Source organism: Nonlabens tegetincola (assembly GCF_002117085.1).
In the GTDB taxonomy this organism is placed as follows: Bacteria; Bacteroidota; Bacteroidia; order Flavobacteriales; family Flavobacteriaceae; genus Nonlabens; species Nonlabens tegetincola.
In genome coordinates, this window is record NZ_CP019342.1 from 2,022,284 (window position 1) to 2,040,283 (window position 18,000).

General features: G+C 35.5%; 14 protein-coding genes. 7 read left to right on the forward strand and 7 right to left on the reverse strand.

Going from position 1 to position 18,000, the window contains the following annotated elements; translation table 11 throughout:
- Positions 1–8 precede the first annotated feature (8 nt).
- Positions 9–1,319 carry a hydroxymethylglutaryl-CoA reductase, degradative gene (locus BST91_RS09535; RefSeq protein WP_085775247.1) on the reverse strand — a complete coding sequence of 437 codons (1,311 nt, stop codon included), beginning with the start codon at positions 1,317–1,319 and terminating at the stop codon, positions 9–11.
- Between the two features lie 126 nt (positions 1,320–1,445).
- Here BST91_RS09535 and BST91_RS09540 point away from each other — a divergent pair, with 126 nt between their 5' ends.
- From BST91_RS09540 to BST91_RS09555, 4 genes are all read left to right on the forward strand, one after another.
- Positions 1,446–3,599, forward strand: coding sequence for a S9 family peptidase (locus BST91_RS09540; protein WP_085775708.1), 2,154 nt, complete (start codon positions 1,446–1,448; stop codon positions 3,597–3,599).
- A gap of 24 nt (positions 3,600–3,623) precedes the next feature.
- A complete protein-coding gene (locus tag BST91_RS09545; RefSeq protein ID WP_042279701.1) occupies positions 3,624–5,168 on the forward strand; it encodes a peptide MFS transporter in 1,545 nt (514 codons plus the stop codon).
- Positions 5,169–5,174: 6 nt separating this feature from the next.
- Positions 5,175–6,950 carry a peptide MFS transporter gene (locus BST91_RS09550; protein ID WP_085775248.1) on the forward strand — a complete coding sequence of 592 codons (1,776 nt, stop codon included), beginning with the start codon at positions 5,175–5,177 and terminating at the stop codon, positions 6,948–6,950.
- A 76-nt stretch (positions 6,951–7,026) separates the two neighbouring features.
- Positions 7,027–7,551: a thioredoxin family protein gene (locus tag BST91_RS09555; protein ID WP_042279698.1), complete on the forward strand. Its 525-nt coding sequence runs from the start codon at positions 7,027–7,029 to the stop codon at positions 7,549–7,551.
- Here BST91_RS09555 and BST91_RS09560 read toward each other — a convergent pair.
- The 5 genes from BST91_RS09560 to surE are packed head-to-tail and all read right to left on the reverse strand — an operon-like array spanning position 7,548 to position 12,521.
- Positions 7,548–9,620: a ComEC/Rec2 family competence protein gene (locus BST91_RS09560; RefSeq protein ID WP_157546941.1), complete on the reverse strand. Its 2,073-nt coding sequence runs from the start codon at positions 9,618–9,620 to the stop codon at positions 7,548–7,550. The genes BST91_RS09555 and BST91_RS09560 overlap by 4 nt on opposite strands.
- Positions 9,621–9,643: 23 nt before the next feature.
- Complete coding sequence (locus tag BST91_RS09565; protein ID WP_085775250.1) at positions 9,644–10,351, reverse strand: C40 family peptidase; 708 nt, start codon at positions 10,349–10,351, stop codon at positions 9,644–9,646.
- Positions 10,335–11,447: a lipid-A-disaccharide synthase gene (gene lpxB, locus BST91_RS09570; RefSeq protein WP_060523866.1), complete on the reverse strand. Its 1,113-nt coding sequence runs from the start codon at positions 11,445–11,447 to the stop codon at positions 10,335–10,337. Before lpxB ends, BST91_RS09565 begins: the two co-directional genes overlap by 17 nt.
- A gap of 2 nt (positions 11,448–11,449) precedes the next feature.
- Entirely contained in the window at positions 11,450–11,749 is a 300-nt protein-coding gene (locus BST91_RS09575; RefSeq protein ID WP_060523864.1) for a hypothetical protein, read from the reverse strand.
- Positions 11,739–12,521: a 5'/3'-nucleotidase SurE gene (surE, locus tag BST91_RS09580; RefSeq protein WP_042279689.1), complete on the reverse strand. Its 783-nt coding sequence runs from the start codon at positions 12,519–12,521 to the stop codon at positions 11,739–11,741. Before surE ends, BST91_RS09575 begins: the two co-directional genes overlap by 11 nt.
- 170 nt (positions 12,522–12,691) lie before the next feature.
- Here surE and BST91_RS09585 point away from each other — a divergent pair, with 170 nt between their 5' ends.
- The 3 genes from BST91_RS09585 to BST91_RS09595 all read left to right on the forward strand — a co-directional run bounded on the left by BST91_RS09585 (position 12,692) and on the right by BST91_RS09595 (position 16,753).
- The gene (locus BST91_RS09585) at positions 12,692–14,827 is read left to right on the forward strand and encodes a carboxy terminal-processing peptidase (RefSeq protein WP_085775251.1); all 2,136 of its coding nucleotides are present in this window, start codon (positions 12,692–12,694) and stop codon (positions 14,825–14,827) included.
- On the forward strand, positions 14,827–15,930 hold the full coding sequence (locus tag BST91_RS09590) for an ABC transporter permease (protein ID WP_085775252.1): 1,104 nt from the start codon (positions 14,827–14,829) through the stop codon (positions 15,928–15,930). Before BST91_RS09585 ends, BST91_RS09590 begins: the two co-directional genes overlap by 1 nt.
- 151 nt (positions 15,931–16,081) lie before the next feature.
- Positions 16,082–16,753 carry a DNA/RNA non-specific endonuclease gene (locus tag BST91_RS09595; RefSeq protein WP_244895599.1) on the forward strand — a complete coding sequence of 224 codons (672 nt, stop codon included), beginning with the start codon at positions 16,082–16,084 and terminating at the stop codon, positions 16,751–16,753.
- A gap of 251 nt (positions 16,754–17,004) precedes the next feature.
- On the opposite strand, the gene arsM is transcribed toward BST91_RS09595, so the two are convergent.
- Complete coding sequence (gene arsM, locus BST91_RS09600; protein ID WP_085775253.1) at positions 17,005–17,973, reverse strand: arsenosugar biosynthesis arsenite methyltransferase ArsM; 969 nt, start codon at positions 17,971–17,973, stop codon at positions 17,005–17,007.
- Positions 17,974–18,000: the final 27 nt, after the last annotated feature.

Consider the following 18,000-nt stretch of genomic DNA (forward strand, 5'->3'; position numbering starts at 1 on the left):
ATTAAGTATTATCCTCTCAACTTCTCTAAACTTTCCTTAAGGCTAGAGAAACTCGGTGTTTTATCTGCGTATTCCTTTTTAAGAAGTTCCTTTTCTGGAACAGTAGCGCCTATTTGTTCAAGCATGTTTACCAAGTGCATTTTCATGTGACCAGCTTGTATTCCCGTAGTCACTAATGAATGTAAAGCTGCAAAATTTTGTGCAAGACCACATACTGCTGTATATCTCATAAGCTGCTCGGCAGTTGGGTTTTCAAGAATTTGTAAGGCCAATTTAGAAAGAGGATGTAACGAGGTTAATCCACCTACTGTTCCTAGTGCCAGAGGAAAATCAGCCTCAAAAATAAACGTGTCGCTTTCAACTCTAGCGTTAGTCAAACTTCTATATTGCCCATCTCGTGCTGCGTAAGCATGAACACCAGCCTCAACCGCTCTAAAATCATTACCAGTCGCTATGACTACTGCATCAATTCCATTCATTATTCCCTTATTATGAGTAACAGCTCGATAAGGTTCTACAGTAGCAATTTCTACCGCTCTTGTGAATTTACGTGCAAAATCGGCTCCAGAGATACCATTTACTTCACCTATCTCATCAATAGGACAACTTACCTCAACATGGACAATACACTCGGGTACATAATTACTTAATATACTCATCACTACCTCGGGCAACTCACCATTAAATGGTTCATAACTCACTGATAGTTCTCTAAATTTAGTTGCAATTTGTTCTAGGGTTGTGTTTATAAAATTAGCACCCATTGCATCCTTGGTTTCAAAAGTGGCCTGCAATTGATAATACCCAGGCATAGATGTATTTTTATCGACAAGTTTCAGGTCTATAATTCCTCCACCACGTTTTTTCATCGATGCATTTATTTGCGATAAGGAGTTAAGTAATTCCGCTTTCGCGAAAGCGAAAAAATCAACCATCACTTGTGGATCACCTTCATACGTAAGGTGCACCTGACCCGATTTTACTGTTCCTTTTATAGTAGTTTTAAAACCGCCACGTTTCAACCAAAACTTTGCTGCTTTACTTGCTGCCGCAACGACACTACTTTCCTCAATTGCCATAGGTATGGTTACCAATTTCCCATCTACCAAGAAATTAGGCGCTAGACCAAATGGAAAGTAAAAATTTGTTATCGTATTCTCACTGAAACCATCATGTAATTCCTGAAGTTTGTTATCATCATTCCAGTATTGAGTGAGTATTTCTTTGACTTGTGAATCATTAGAAAAATACTCTTGTATCAACCAGTCTATCTTTTGTATCTTAGATAGTTTTGAGAAACCAGAAATGGGCTTGTCCATGCTTTAGGGATTTAAACAGCGGCAAAGATAAATGATATTATTATAGGGCTTTCACTAGAAATATCACCGCAATTAATTGCCATATTTTCCTTATTATTGGTGTTTTGATTTATGAAAACGATTGATATGAAAAAAATCACGGCTATTGCAGCCTTCTTCTTGCTTGTTTTTCAAACAAGCATTGCACAGCAAAACATTACTGTTGAGGATATTTACACTGGTAAATTTCGTACTGCTGGCTTACAATCCTTACGTTCTTTAAATAATGGTACTGAATATATAGTACTTAACTATAACCGCGACCGTACTCAAACACTTGATAAATACAGCTATGCTACAGGTGAAAAAACAGGAACTATCTTAAGTAGTGAGGAGATCGGGATTCCCATCTACAGTTATGAAATGAATGATAGTGAAAACAAGATTTTAATTACTTCTCAAAGCGAGTCTATTTTTAGATACAGCAGTTATGACAAAGTACATGTGTATGACCGCAACACTAAAGAACTAACCCCAATAAGCGATCACCTTGTACGCAGTGCTGCCCTGTCACCTGATGGGACTAAGGTAGCTTACGTTTTTGAAAACAACATCTATTACCAGGACTTGAAAAACAATACCACTACTCAAGTAACTAAAGATGGAAAAAACAACGAATTGATCAATGGTGTAACTGATTGGGTAAATGAAGAAGAATTCGGTTTTGTAAGAGCCTATCAATGGAGTCCAGACAGCCAGCAAATAGCTTTTTTAAGTTTTGATGAAAAAGAAGTTCCTGAATTCTCGATGGATGTGTATGGGAATGATTTATACCAATATCCGTACGTTTTTAAGTACCCAAAGGCTGGTGAACAAAATGCTACGGTAAAATTGCATGTATATAGTTTGCTTTCGCAAAAGCGTAAAGAAATAAACTTGAATAGAAATGAAGAGTATTACGTGGCAAGAATTAACTATGCTCCTACAGGTACTCTTACAGCACAAGTTCTTAATCGACACCAAAATGTTCTTGATTTCTACTATGTAGATACAGCTGGAAATGCTAGCATAGCATTTACTGAAAAAGATGACGCTTATGTAGATGTAAGCGATGATTTAACGTTCTTACAGGACGGATCCTTTTTATGGACTAGTGAAAAGGATAACTGGAAACACATTTATTTATACGATAAAAACGGTAAAGAAAAACGCCAAATCACCAGTGGTGAATGGGATGTTACAGCCTATTATGGATATGATGCAAAGAAACAGCGTATCTATTTTCAAAGTACAGAAGATGGATCTATAAACCGTGGAGTTTATTCTATTTCTTTGACGGGTAAGAAAAAGAGAAAACTAAGTAATAAGATAGGAACAAATAGGGCTTCCTTCAGTAAAAACTTTACTTACTTTATAAACACTTATTCCAGCGCAACAACTCCACCAGTGTATACCTTACACAAGGCTAAAGACGGTGCATTAGTTCGTGAGATAAAGAATAATAATCAACTTAAAGAGGTCTTAAAGGATTATCAATTCTCTGAGAAGGAATTTGTTACTATTCCAGTTAATGGAAATGATCTTAACATGTGGATGATGAAACCTGTAGATTTTGATCCTAAAAAATCTTATCCTTTATTAATGTTTCAATACAGTGGTCCTGGATCACAGCAGGTTGCAAATAGCTGGTATGGAGCAAATGATTACTGGCACAGCATGCTAGCAAATGAAGGCTACATTATTGCTTGTGTTGATGGTCGAGGTACTGGATATAAAGGAGCCGACTTTAAAAAAGTTACACAAAAAGAATTGGGTAAATATGAAGTGGAAGATCAAATAGCTGCTGCCGAAGTATTGGGTGAAATGGATTACATCGATGCAAGCCGAATAGGTATTTGGGGTTGGAGTTATGGTGGATTCATGAGTTCAAATTGTATTTTAAAAGGTAACGATGTTTTTAGTACAGCAATTGCCGTTGCTCCTGTAACTAATTGGAGATTCTATGATTCAATTTATACAGAGCGTTATATGACTACTCCACAGGAAAATGCTAGTGGATATGACGAAAACAGTCCTATAAATCATGTGGATAAATTAAAAGGAAAGTATTTACTCATTCATGGTAGCGCCGATGATAATGTTCACGTACAAAATACCATGCGTATGATAGAGGCACTTGTTCAAGCAAACAAACAATTTGACTGGGCTATATACCCTGATAAAAATCACGGCATTTACGGTGGAAATACTAGAATTCACCTTTTCAACAAGATGACTAACTTCATCAAAGAAAACCTTTAAACTACTTAAACCTAAATAAAAATCATGTCAACAACCCTTAATCAAAAAGAGCTATTTGGACATCCTGTAGGTCTATATATTTTATTCCTTACTGAAATGTGGGAACGTTTCTCATATTATGGAATGAGAGCAATTCTAGTTCTTTATTTAACTAGTGAAGTGATTTCAGATAATCCTGGATTAGGATGGACTGATCCCGAGGCTTTAGCGCTTTACGGTTGGTATACTATGCTAGTTTACGTAGCCTCTATTCCAGGCGGTATTATCGCTGATAAAATTATAGGTCAAAAAAGATCTGTTTTGTATGGTGGATTATTATTATGTGCTGGGCATGGAGTGCTTTCAATTGAACAAAATTGGGCCTTCTTAACTGGACTGGGTTTAATTGTGGCTGGAGTTGGATTGCTTAAACCTAATATTTCCACATTAGTGGGTGGTTTATATGCTCCTGGAGACGACAGGAGAGATAAAGGATTTAGTATTTTCTATATTGGAATTAATGTTGGTGCGGCAGTTGCTTCTATAGTAGTAGGTCTAGTTGCTAAATCGTATGGATGGCATGCTGGATTTGGGTTGGCAGCGATAGGAATGGCGCTAGGTCAAATAATTTACATGTTGGGACAAAAACATTTAAAACATGTAGGAAACAAACCTACTAAAGCTAAGAAAGATGATGGAAATGTATCAATTCCAGAGCTTTTTAAAGATATGATTAGTAATAAACTATCGCTAACCGTTTGGTTAATTTTATCAGGAATATCTATAGCATTAATTTTTCTTTGGGATTGGGGTTATGGTTTATTATTCTTGTTCCTATCCTTTGTTGTTGGAATGATGATGGCCATTTATCAGGATCTAAACACTAAAATCGAAAAGGACAGATATATTGTTTTGTTGCTTAGCTTTTTAATTGTAATAGTATTCTGGGGCGCCTTTGAACAAGCTGGTGGATTAATGAACTTATATACAGAAAGTAAAACAGATCGTTTTATAGGTGGTTGGGAAGTTCCTAGTGCAGTAATGCAAGCCTTTAATCCAGTTTATATTATTCTTTTTGCAATTCCTGTAGCTAGTGCCTGGATGTGGTGGAAAAATAGAGGTAAGGAAGCTTCTTCTTTATTTAAAATGGCATTTGGAGTTATCATTATGGGATTAGGTTTTGTATTTATGATAGGCGCATCTTTACAATATGAAGAGTTAGGAAAATCAGGTTTATACTGGTTAGCATTTGCTTATCTACTTCATACGCTTGGAGAATTATGCGCTTCACCGGTAGCACTTTCCTTTATTACCAAACTAGCACCTGTTAGATATGGCGCTCTTATGATGGGTGTTTATTTTGCCGCTACTGGATTAGGAAATAAGGTTGCTGGAATTATTGGTGAAAGTGCCGATGGTGCTGGTGAGCTTACAGTATTTACATCTATTACTGTTTTTTGTGTTCTTTTTGGATTATTGGTTATAGCACTTCTTAAACCTTTAAAAAGACTAACTCACGGAGCCGAAGAAAAAACTGCGGAAGAATTAGAACAAGAAAATTATGAACTTGCAGATTCAGACATTAACTAAATAGCAATGAATACTACCACTGAGAATTTTTTTAAAAACAAAGTAATGGGACACCCAGCTGGTCTGTTTGTCCTATTTTTCACCGAAATGTGGGAAAGGTTTTCCTATTATGGTATGAGAGCCATTTTAGTAATATTCCTGACAGGTGCAATTACTGGAGAAAATCCAGGTTGGGGTTGGGAAAAACCTGCTGCCTTATCACTCCTAGGAACCTATGCTATGTTTGTATACCTGACTCCTATTGTAGGTGGTTGGCTAGCCGATAATAAAATAGGTTATCGCTCTGCCGTTGTAGTTGGCGCGTTGCTTATGACTCTAGGCCACGCATCAATGGCAATTGAAACACCTACATTTCTATATATCGGAATATTTTTTCTTATCATAGGAAACGGATTTTTTAAACCGAACATGACTTCTATAATTTCAAAAATGTATGAAGGACATGATGAGAAAAAAGACGGTGCTTACAACATCTTCTATATGGGAGTCAATGCAGGAGCGTTTTTAGGTATTATGCTCTGTGGTTGGTTAGGTGAAAATGTTGGTTGGAGTTATGGTTTTGGACTAGCAGGAATTTTTATGTTATTAGGTATGATCCAATTTTATTTCGCTCAACCGTTATTTGGAAACATTGGAGAAAAGCCTAAGAATGAAAAAAAGGATATGATCGACACTCTACAAGAAGATCTTATCTCAAAAACTGAAGGAGTCAAGGAGAAACTTAATCGATTTGTATCGATTGATTACATATTGATAGGTGCCTTTATTATTTCAGCATTAATATTTATTGTAAATGACCCTTTAAGTAAAATAGGTGATATTAATACATTAAATTTTACCGTATTCGGACTTGAAAATTCTTTATTCTTTGCATTATTGGCTGCGATATTATTTATTTTGATTCTTATAGTTCGCATTCCAAGGTATGATAAAATTGTAAGGGATAGAATGATAGCTTTTACCATCTTCTGTATTTTTACAATTTTCTTTTGGGCCGCTTTTGAGCAGGCAGCAGGATCATTACCTCTTTACACAAGAGATTATACGGATAGGGTACTAGAAGGCAATTGGGCCACGATATTCAAAATTATAGATGCAGTAGTAACAATCGTTCCTATTGCTATAATTACCTATGTCTTAATTAGTCTTTTTAGAAAGACATTTAACCGTATTAGCTTATCCAATATTGTTCTTGCCATAAGTTTTATTATTGTTTGGGGCTTAGTGGTTTATAAGCTTTGGATTAATTTTAGCGCAGAGGCTAAGGAAGTAGAAATAACTTGGTTTGCTATTCTTAACTCTTTATTTATAATAATTTTTGCTCCACTATTTACTAAATGGTGGGATAGTAAATACAATCCACCAGCATCAGTTAAATACGGTTTAGGATTAATTGTTATGGCTATTGGTTTTGGACTATTAGCATTTGCCACACGTAACGTACCATTAGGAGCAGAGTCTGCAAAATTGAGTATGGTGTGGTTGGTTTTAGCTTACTTATTCCACACTTTAGGTGAGTTATTTTTATCTCCTATGGGTTTATCGTATTTGAGCAAACTAGTACCAGCAAGAATGATTGCATTTATGTTCGGAGTTTATTACTTGGCCATTGCAATAGGTAATAAAATGGCTCACTATGTAGGTGGTGATATTGAAAAAATCACCGAAGAAAGTGGTTTGTCCTACTTCTTCCTAATTTTTACAGTCATTCCAATTGGCTTAGGTTTAATTTCATTTGCTCTTCATCCTTTACTTAAGAGATTGATGCACGGTGTAAAATAAACTCCTTGTAAAATATTTGAAAAACGCACCAATTATGGTGCGTTTTTTGTTTACTTAGAGTTTGTAACTTTGTGCTATGAAAAAATTGCTTTTTATTCTTTTTATTGTTCCTGTTTTTGCCACTGCTCAAGTTAATTGGATGACAATGGACGAGGCTCTCGCTGCTCAAAAAAAAGAACCTCGTAAAATCCTTCTTAAAAGTTATACAGAATGGTGTCCTAATTGTAAATGGATGGACAAGTACGCTTTTTCAAAATCAGAATTAGCACAGTTTATTAATGACAACTATTATCCAGTTGCGTTTAATGCTGAAGGTACTGAAAGCATCACTTACCAAGGAACTACATACAGCAATCCTGACAAAAGACGAAACGACAGATCACCACATCAGTTTGCTGAAAAACTTAGAATTTTTGAATATCCGACTTTAGTGTTTTTTGATGAAAATGGTCAATTCATAAGTACCGTACCTGGTAAATTGGATTCAAAAAAACTAGAAATATATGTCACTATGCTTGTGGACGATAGTTATAAATCTATAAACACAGGTAAAAAGTGGAGCGATTACCAAAAAGATTTTGAATATAAACTACAAGGTTAATACGACAACTCTACAGCTCCTTCCTCATAGGTATTTATAAAGGGAATGTTATATTTTAAACAGGTAGATTCCCAAGTAATGAAGTTGCTTCGATAATTCGAACCATCTGCAATGATTAATGTAGGTCGAACTTCGTTAATTAACCTTTCCAAGTTCACTCTTGCTGATTGAGTAAGCAACACTATTGGTTGATTATAAGTTTTCCTGTAAAAACCATCTTCTTTTATAATTACTATTTCAAGATCATTAATCTTAAGATCGTAATGTAAACTATCTCTTAAGACCTTTCTCTCCCGGTGGGGTTCTATCCAACGTAATCTATTCCAAGTAGTAGAGTCACGGTTCTCTGTCATCTTATAAAAATCAGTAAAAACTTGTGCTCGATGATTGTTATAAACACTTATTGCACTACCAGCAGCCTGATGAAGAATTAAGACCTTAGAGTCCTTTGTTAAAGTACTAATGGTAGAAATTACTAAACATAACAAAACGCTGAATAAAGACAAGTGTAAAAAGTTATTCGGTTTTATAGGAATTAATCGCTCTTTTTTACTTCTACTAAGGACAGGAGATACAAATAGGGCTGTTCCATATAAAATGAAATACAATAATATGACTTGCCAAAGTTTCAGATAGACATGTTCTATTAATAAAAAGTCCCAAGAACCTACTTTGTGTATAAAATCAATCACCCATTCTAAAATAAAGTTTAGAAGTACATCCAGTTTAAAGGCGTTACCACAGACAACTAATAATCCCATCATTAATACGGATGCGGCAAGAAACATGGGTAAAGCAGGTAGTAAGACCATATTACCAATAAGAAAACCTAACGGAAATTGATGAAAGTAAAATAACCTAATAGGTGCCACACCTATTTGAGCTGCTAGCGTAACAGTAAAAATGCTAAATAAAAATCGAAGCACTCGGTTTCTAGGAAACCACAATGACTTGAACAACGGTTGCAAGGTAACTATGGCAAAAACAGCAGCATAACTTAATTGAAAACCTACATTAAAAATTAATCTAGGATTAATTAACAAAAGCACGATTGCACTCAACATCAAACTAAAATAAGTATTAGTCCGTCTAGACAAGGTCATACCAATTGCTACAAAAGAAAACATGGTTACTGCTCTCATGATAGAAGGGCTCATCCCTGTCATTAGGGCAAAACTCCATAGCACAATTAGTATCACTATGGTTTGTAAGTATGCCCCATAGGAATTCCATCTTTGCAATGGTCTAGTTAGAAATTCAATTATTAAAAGAATTATACCTACATGTAAACCACTTAATGCAAGAATATGAATGACGCCAGCTTTACGAAATGAAATAGTAATCTCTTTATCTAAATGTTTACGTTGACCCAACAGCAATGCTTCAATCATGGCTATAGGTTGCTTTGACATTTCAGATGAATATAGAGCAGTCTCTAATCGTTTTCTTACTTTAACAAAAAATGAGAGATCACTTGATTTAGGTAGTTCTTGTTTTAAAATTTTATTATTATCTATATAAATTTGACCATGTACGTTAATACCTTCTAAGTATTTAGCGTAATTGAAATCACCTGGATTTCTTGCGTTACTGGGTAAATTTATGTCGTCGTAAACCCATAATTTATGACCTAGAGTAAATTCTAAGCTATCAGTCGTTTTAAAAAGAACAAGCACATTTCCTGTTGATTGAGCAGCATTAACATTATGCACTCTAGCATAATAGCGATCATTAAATTGATTGGAAGCTAATTGTTCATATAACTCTAACTCTATCACTGCCTCACTACCTATCAAGCCTTGATTCACATAGTGATTTTCGGGCAAGAATTGTTCTTGTTGAACTCGCCAAAAACCTAGCGAAACAAATAAAACAATTACCGATAAAGAACCTAACCACTTTAAAGGCTTTGACCATCCTTTAAAAAATATCGTAATAGCAAGTAAGCATAAACTCGAGGATAATAATCCATAAATAAACATGGATTGAACTTTAAAAAAAGTAGCAATTACTATACCTATTACAAATGCAATGAGCAGTTTAAAAAAAGGATAAGACAAGTATCTCACCTCATAAAAGTAGGAAAAATCTGTTATTTTATCCTACCAGCTTTCAAGAAACGTGTAAACCAATAAGCTTCATTAAAGCTAGTGATGATTACTCCGCGCGAGGTAGTACTATGAATGAACTCGATTCCTGCTGGGGTAACATCAGTAACAAGACCTACGTGATTCACTTTTTTCTTATTTCTACCAGTTGCAAAAAACAACAAATCTCCTTTTTGAACTTCCTTCACCTTAATTCGGTCGGCACTTTGATACAGGGCTGCACTTGTTCTAGGCAATTGAATGTTTTCACTACTATAAGCGTTGCAAATTAAACCGCTACAATCCACGCCATTTTTATCATTACCACCATATCTGTATCGAGTACCTAAGTAACCGCGAGCATGCTCGATTATCCTGTCTACCTCAGTAGTAACGGTCAATTCTTCTTCTACAGGCTCAACCTCCTGAGTATCTTCCTTGTCCGAAACTGTTGAAAACACAGGTGCCTTAGGTTGATTTTTATTTAATTTACGTGCTTCTTTTTTTGTAGTAACAATTTTTGGTTTTGAACTACCACAACTCGATATAAGACTAGCCGTAAATAAAATAATTAATACGTGTTTAGATATTTGAAGGTATTGTTTACGCTTTCGCGAAAGCGTAAAAATGCACAACCTTTCTGACAAAAAACACATAACATCTTTTATAAATTGCATCATTACTGCGCTATTGGTCTTATTGAATAGATTCATAAATCAATTGTGCGGTTTGATCGCTAGCTCCTACTCCACCTAATTTATGTTCTAGTTCATAATAATTAGCAAAAACTCGGTTACGATGAGTGGCATCTAGAATAAGAGAAAGTTCGGTACTTAATTTTTTCTCGTTGAAATCCGATTGAATGAGTTCGGTTACCACTTCTTCATCCATAATAAGATTAACTAAAGAAATGTAATTAAGGTTTATAATTCTTTTTGCTATTTGATAGCTTATGTTACTTCCTTTGTAACATACTACCTGTGGCACTTTAAAAAGGGCTGTTTCTAGCGTGGCCGTTCCACTAGTAACAAGTGCTGCGTGACATAAACTGAGTAAATCATAGGTGCGATTCATAACTAGAGTTGCAGGGTAGTTTTTGAGAAATTGACTGTAAAAACTTTCATCCTGACCTGGAGCACCAGCAATTATGAATTGGTAATCTGGAAATTTATCTGCCATGCGCAACATAACTTTGAGCATTTTCTTTATTTCCTGTTTACGGCTACCTGGCAATAAGGCGATTAACGGCCTATCGTCTAATTTATAAGTTGCTAGAAATTCATTATGATCTACGGCTTTTCGTTGGGCGATGGCGTCTATTAATGGATGACCAACAAAATGTACTGGATAATTATGTTTTTGCTCATAGAAATCTTTCTCAAATGGCAAGATTACATACATTTTATCTACATCCCTTTTAATAGCTTTTATCCTATTTTCTTTCCAAGCCCAAATTTGTGGTGATATGTAGTAATGATTGCGGTACCCTTTAAGTCGAGCCCATTTCATGATTCTAAAGTTGAAACCAGGATAATCAATATAAATAATAACATCTGGATTAAAACTTTCAATATCTTTCTTACAAAGGTTAATATTCTTAAGAATCGTGTTTAAATTAGATAAAACCTCAACAAACCCCATGAAAGCTAGATCTCTATAATGCTTTACAAGTGTTCCTCCTACCGCTTGCATGAGGTCACCACCCCAAAATCTAAATTGAGCATTCTCGTCTTTAGCTTGAATGGATTTCATGAGATTGGATCCATGCAAATCACCACTAGCTTCTCCAGCAATTAGATAATATTTCATAATCAGAATTCAAAATATAGTACTGCTAGAGCAGCTAGCACAGTTGCTAATAATACGCCACGCGCTTCGTAAAATTGAGGTTTCTTTTGGAATTTACCCAATTTAGTAGTCAGGAAAAAAAAGAAAAGAACTAGATTAAACACGGCTCCTAGACCAATTAATCCACCCAAGAATCCTTGTTTATAGCCTGCTTCAACAGCTTCAATGAAATGGCTATCAGTCATTAAATAGATATAAATATAGGTTCCGGCAAGATTTGCCAGCAGTCCTAAAATGAATCCTTTAAGTATTTTAATTATCAAAATCCCAAGTGTTTAGTTCGGCAATATAATGATGCGCTGTTAAATCATATTGAGTGGGCACTATAGATATATAATTATGTTCTAGCGCCCATTCATCCGTATCTTCTCCTTTATCATCATTAACAAATTTACCAGTAAGCCAGTAATAATCTTTACCATAAGGATTTGTGCGTTTATCAAACTCTTCTACCCAGTAAGCATTTGCTTGTCTGCAAATTTTAACTCCTTTTATTTCGTCATGAGTAGCCTTGGGAATATTTACATTAAAAACAAGTCCCTTAGGCATCCCTTTGTCTAAAACGTTTTCAATAATTTGTTTTACGTAAGGTCTAGCTGGTTCAAAATCAGCATCGGCGCTATAATCACATAATGAAAAGCCGATTGAAGGAATTCCTTCAATACCTGCCTCAACAGCTGCACTCATAGTTCCACTATATATGACATTTATAGCACTGTTACTTCCATGATTTATACCACTCAAACACAAATCAGGTTTTCTATCTAAAATTTCATGGCTTGCCATTTTTACACAATCTACTGGTGTACCGCTAGTGGTGTATTCTTTGTGATTATGAGAATGAGCAGTATACTCTTTTAAATACAAGGTGTTATTAATGGTTATAGCGTGTCCCATTGCACTTTGTGGGCTATCAGGTGCAACTACAACTACATCTCCTAACTCGGTAGCTATATCAATTAATGTACGTATTCCTTTTGCTGTTATACCATCGTCGTTGGTTACGAGTATTAATGGTTTGTTTGTATTAGGCATATAATTTTGAAGAATTTTTAATGAGATAACGCAAAATAACGCACGTTAACATACACTGGGGTTAAAATTAATTAAAATGACGTGACTTGTCGAATCATATTGTTAATTTAACCCGTTCAAAAAATGGCACGATTTTTAAGTGCTAATAGAAGGAATAAATGAAGTACATAATGAATTTTCTCAAAAATAATTTTGCAATAGGTATTATAACTCTGCTCGTGGCTACCGCCAGCTGTAGCTTTACAAATACCATTGACCCAGGAGATAAAGAAAAGGAAGAAGTTTTAATTCAGTTAGTAGGACAACTACTCAAAAGAAATCACTTTTCTCCTGCTGATTTAACAGATCAGTTTTCGGCAGATGTTTACAAGAACTTCATCAATGATCTTGACCCAGGTCGCAGGTATTTTCTAGCTTCTGACATTGAAGAATTCAAAGTCTATGAATACCAAATTGATGATCAAATACGAGAAGGTAATGTAGCCTTATTTACTCTAGCCTACGAGCGACTACTCAAAAGGCAAGATCAATCTGAAAAAATCTATTTAGAGGTGATTCAAGAACCACTTGATTTTGATAAACAAGAAGAGATTGATACAGATTATGAGAAAATGAGCTATGCCGAAAACAAAGCACAACTCAAAGATCATTGGAGAAAATTAATAAAACTATCAGTGCTCGGTAATTACTATGACAAGATTGAAGAACAGGCTGATCTAAAAGATCGAAGCAAAGCAAAATCTGAAGAAACACTCAAGAAAGAGGCTATTGAAGAAGTGAGAAAATCTCTTGCAGAGAGCTTTGATTTAAATGATGATGTAGAGCGCATGGATTATTTCTCTTTATTCATGAATGCGATAACTACACATTTTGATCCACATACTAACTTTTTCCCACCTAGGAACAAAGATCGCTTTGATACCTCAATGAGTGGAAAACTAGAAGGAATAGGTGCTAGACTTCAAAAGAAAATGGATTACATAAGTGTAATTGAAATCATTTCAGGTGGACCAGCATGGCGCAGCGAAAAAATTGAGATAGGAGATAAAATCCTAAAAGTGAAGCAGGAGAAAGATACTGTAGCTACAAGTATTGTAGGAATGAGAATCGCCGATGCTGTTGAACTTATAAAGGGACCTAAAGGAACTAAGGTAATTCTTACTCTTAAAAAGGTAGATGGAACTGTAGAGGACTTAACGCTAACTAGAGATGTGGTAGAAATTGAAGAGACCTTTGCGAAATCTATGATCATTGAAAACGATGGTATGAATTACGGTCTTATCGACTTACCTAAGTTCTATTTTGATATGGAAGATCGCAATGGTCGTGCAGCTGGTGAAGACATCGCAAATGAAATTATTAAGCTTAAAAAGCAAGGCATGCAAGGTCTAGTACTAGACTTAAGAAATAATGGCGGTGGATCATTAGGAGAGGTAATCAAAATGGCCGGTTTATTCATTGAAGAAGGTCCGGTAGTACAAGTTGCCTATCCTAACGGAAGAACAAGAATTCATGAAGACCCAGATAATGGCGAAGTTCTTTGGGATGGACCTTTAGTTATTATGGTAAATGAGTTTAGTGCAAGTGCAAGTGAAATTCTAGCAGCTGCTATGCAGGACTATGATCGTGCTGTAATATTGGGTAGTAAACAAACCTTTGGAAAAGGTACTGTTCAACAGTTTCAAGACCTTAATAGATATATTACCAATGGAAATTTAGGTGACTTTGGATTTATCAAACTTACCACTCAAAAATTCTATCGAGTAAATGGTGGAAGTACGCAATTAGAAGGTGTAAAAAGTGATGTTGTTGCTCCAGACCGTTATTCTTATATAGATCTAGGTGAAAAGGACGAACAATTCCCATTACCTTATGATGAAATACCAGCTGCAGAATATAACCGATTTACTGGTTATCTTAATTTAAGTGAAGCTATTAAAAACTCGCAAGAGCGTATTAACAACGATCCAAAATTCCAGCTTATTGATGAAAGTGCACAATGGCTTAAAAAGCAAAGAGAGGATAACGTCATACCTCTTAATCTAGAGGCTTATAAAAACAGGTTGGAAAATTTAGAAAATCAATCAAAGCGATTTGATCAATTTGAGGATTATAAAAATGAATTATCCTTCAAACTTACACCATCCGATGAATTTGCTACGAAACAAGATAGCATTCTTAAGAAAAAAAGAGAGCGCTGGCAAGAAGGATTACAGACTGATTTATATTTAAATGAGGCTGTTAATATCCTTAAGGATTTAAAGATGAAAAACATTAAAAACAGTAATCTTACCCTTAAAGATTAATGTCAAGAAAATCACAGTCATTAGGACATCTAGCGCTCCAAAAATTTAAAAAGAATTTTTGGGGCGTTTTGAGTTTTACGGTGATTGTAATCTATGCATTACTAGCGTTATTTGCCTATGTGATTGCTCCTGATTCCACGCGCAATGCTAATCAAATGCATCTTTCCATTCATTCGCAACCACCAGGATTTTCTACTAAAATGATGATTTTACCTATAAAGGAGGAAGATTCTAATTTTTGGTCCTTTTTATCGGGTAGCACATCAACTGTAGAAGAAATTCCTTATACCAAACTTAAATCGATCGATGGTATAATTCATTATACTCCTTTTGATCCTGACAATGAGGTAAAACCTTACCAGCCAGTGATGCATGAATGGGGCAAAGTGATGGATATGACACGCTTTCGCGAAAGCGCAACCACTACAAAGACCTTTCTACTAGGAACTGATAAATATGGCCGCGATTTATTAAGCCGTATGCTCATAGGAGCACGTATTAGCATATCAATAGGCTTTATTGCAGTTCTCATTTCATTATTAATTGGAATATCATTGGGAGCAATTGCAGGATATTATGGCGGTAAAATAGACAACGCCATTATGTGGTTGATAAATGTAACCTGGTCTATCCCTACCCTATTGATGGTAATAGCAATAAGTATAGCCTTAGAAAAAAGTTTTTTTACTGTTTTTATAGCGGTAGGCTTAACTATGTGGGTTGAAGTTGCGAGAGTTGTACGCGGTCAAGTTATAGTAGCCAAAGAATATCAGTATGTAACGGCAGCTAGAGCTTTGGGATTTAATGACTGGCGTATTATTACCCGACACATTTTACCCAACATAACAGCGCCTATCATTGTAATAAGTGCCGCAAATTTTGCGGCAGCTATTCTCATTGAAAGCGGACTTAGTTTTCTAGGAATTGGTGCACAACCGCCCATGCCCAGTTGGGGTAGTATGATTAAGGACCATTATCAATACATAATTCTAGATAAGGCCTATCTTGCAATTATTCCTGGTATCGCAATTATGACGCTTGTAATGGCCTTCATGTTATTAGGTAATGCTCTACGTGATGCCTTGGATGTAAAAAAGATCTAACTATGAGAAAATTCGTTTATCCTATTTTAATTTTTTATGTGCCATAGGCTTTATTCTTTGGGAACAAAAAATAGATAAACAAGAGTCACAGGATAATCTGGAACAAGAAGATTTTGCCAGTCGCGACTTTAATAATCAAGGTGTTAAAAAATTGAGCAGAAAAGATTTCTTACCTACTTCTGGCAATCAGGTTGTTCATCATCACACTTATAGCTTGTCGTATAATGAATTACATGAACAAGCAGAGTGGACAGCACACATTCTTAATAAAAGTGATATTAAAGAGGTTGATTTTAAAAGACCTTACTTTGAGATAGATGATAAAATCACTACTGAAGCCGCTCATTGGAAGAATTACAAGAACAGTGGTTATGACCGAGGTCATCTAGTTCCCGCAGGTGATCGCAGGGCGACGAAAGCAGCGTATGAAGAAACATTTTTAACCTCAAACATATCACCGCAAGAGCATGAATTCAACGCAGGTATATGGAATCGCCTAGAACAAAAAACAAGGTATTATGCGAAAAAGCATGACCAACTGTATGTGGTTACTGGTCCCGTATTAAAAAGAGGATTGAAAAGCATCGGGTTTGATAACGTAAGTGTACCAGAACAGTATTATAAAATATTATACCGACAAACTAACGATGGAGGAAAAATGCTAGCATTTCTTTTACCTCATCGTGCGTCAAATGAAAGTATTTATAAATATGTGAGTACTGTGGATCAAATTGAATCGCTTACTGGAATCGATTTTTTCTCACAGCTACCAGACACTATTGAGAAGCAGCTAGAATCTAGTAGGGATACTCGTGGATGGTAATTATTTTTTATTGGACATTCTCAATTGACGCATACCAAACCAAATTGCCATTAAAAATAAAAACGCATACCATATAAAACTGCGATTTTGTTCTCCCGAAACGATGCGATAGCCTATTAAAATTAGGCATATCACACTCATTGTAATCAATAATTTATAAAACCAAGCTGGAATCATTTCTCCTTATATTTAAAAAGTAAAAGCGCAGAGAAGTAAATCTCTACGCTCTAAGTTACAATTTATTCTGTCATCTAGCAGCATCCACCACCATCGTAATGGTAAGTACTTTCACTAATATAAATATCATCGCGACCTAATGCAGCAAGAGCACCAGCCGTTTTATCACAAATAGCTAGTGGCTGGTTTTGTAATAAAACATGTCCTTTACCATCATCAAACTGTCTTTCATCGCCGTAGTAAATAGCAGCTTTACCTGTGAAGATACATGGCCCATCTTCTGGCATTGGATCTTTAATAGCAGCTACTTCAATGCTTTCTATATAGATCAATTCATCGGTAGGATAATTTTTAGGATCCAAAATACGATAAGGTTTCCTAGCTCTTATTTCTATGGTACCAAAACCTACATCAGTCAGGGCTTTTACATATTGATCTATTGGTAATGAACCGCTTAAACAAAGTGCTCTCAACCTGTCGTCATTACGCAAGGTTTCATTCATCTCTTGCTCACATGTAGGATCGCTCATCACTAGTCGACCATGCGGTTTTAATACACGGTACATTTCTTCTATAGCTTTCTTTAAATCTTCCTCCTTAAAAATATTGAACAAGCAGTTTTGCGCTGCAACGTCTATAGAGTTATCTGCAACTGGTAAGTTTAAGGCATCACCTTTGTGTAATTCAACAAATTCACTTTTGAACCAGTCGTTTTGCTCCTCGGCGATTTTAAAGTTTTTACGAGATGCTTCTAGCATTTCTGGCACCACATCTACTCCTACAACACCGCCTTTTTGTCTTGAGAAATATGAGAATTGTAATAATTCCATTCCACCACCTACACCTACGTATAAAACCCTTGGACTATTTGTAAGATCCCTTGCATGAACTGTAGAACCACAACCGTAATTCATTTCTTGCATAATTCTAGGGATTTTTAGCCCTGGTAATTCCCATACTGGATTTGTAGTACAGCACAATCCCACATCTGGTGTAAGAGCTGCGTCTCTATATAATTCTTCTGTAGCGTTTAAATAACTCATTAATTTATTTTTTAATCTGTTTTGTTT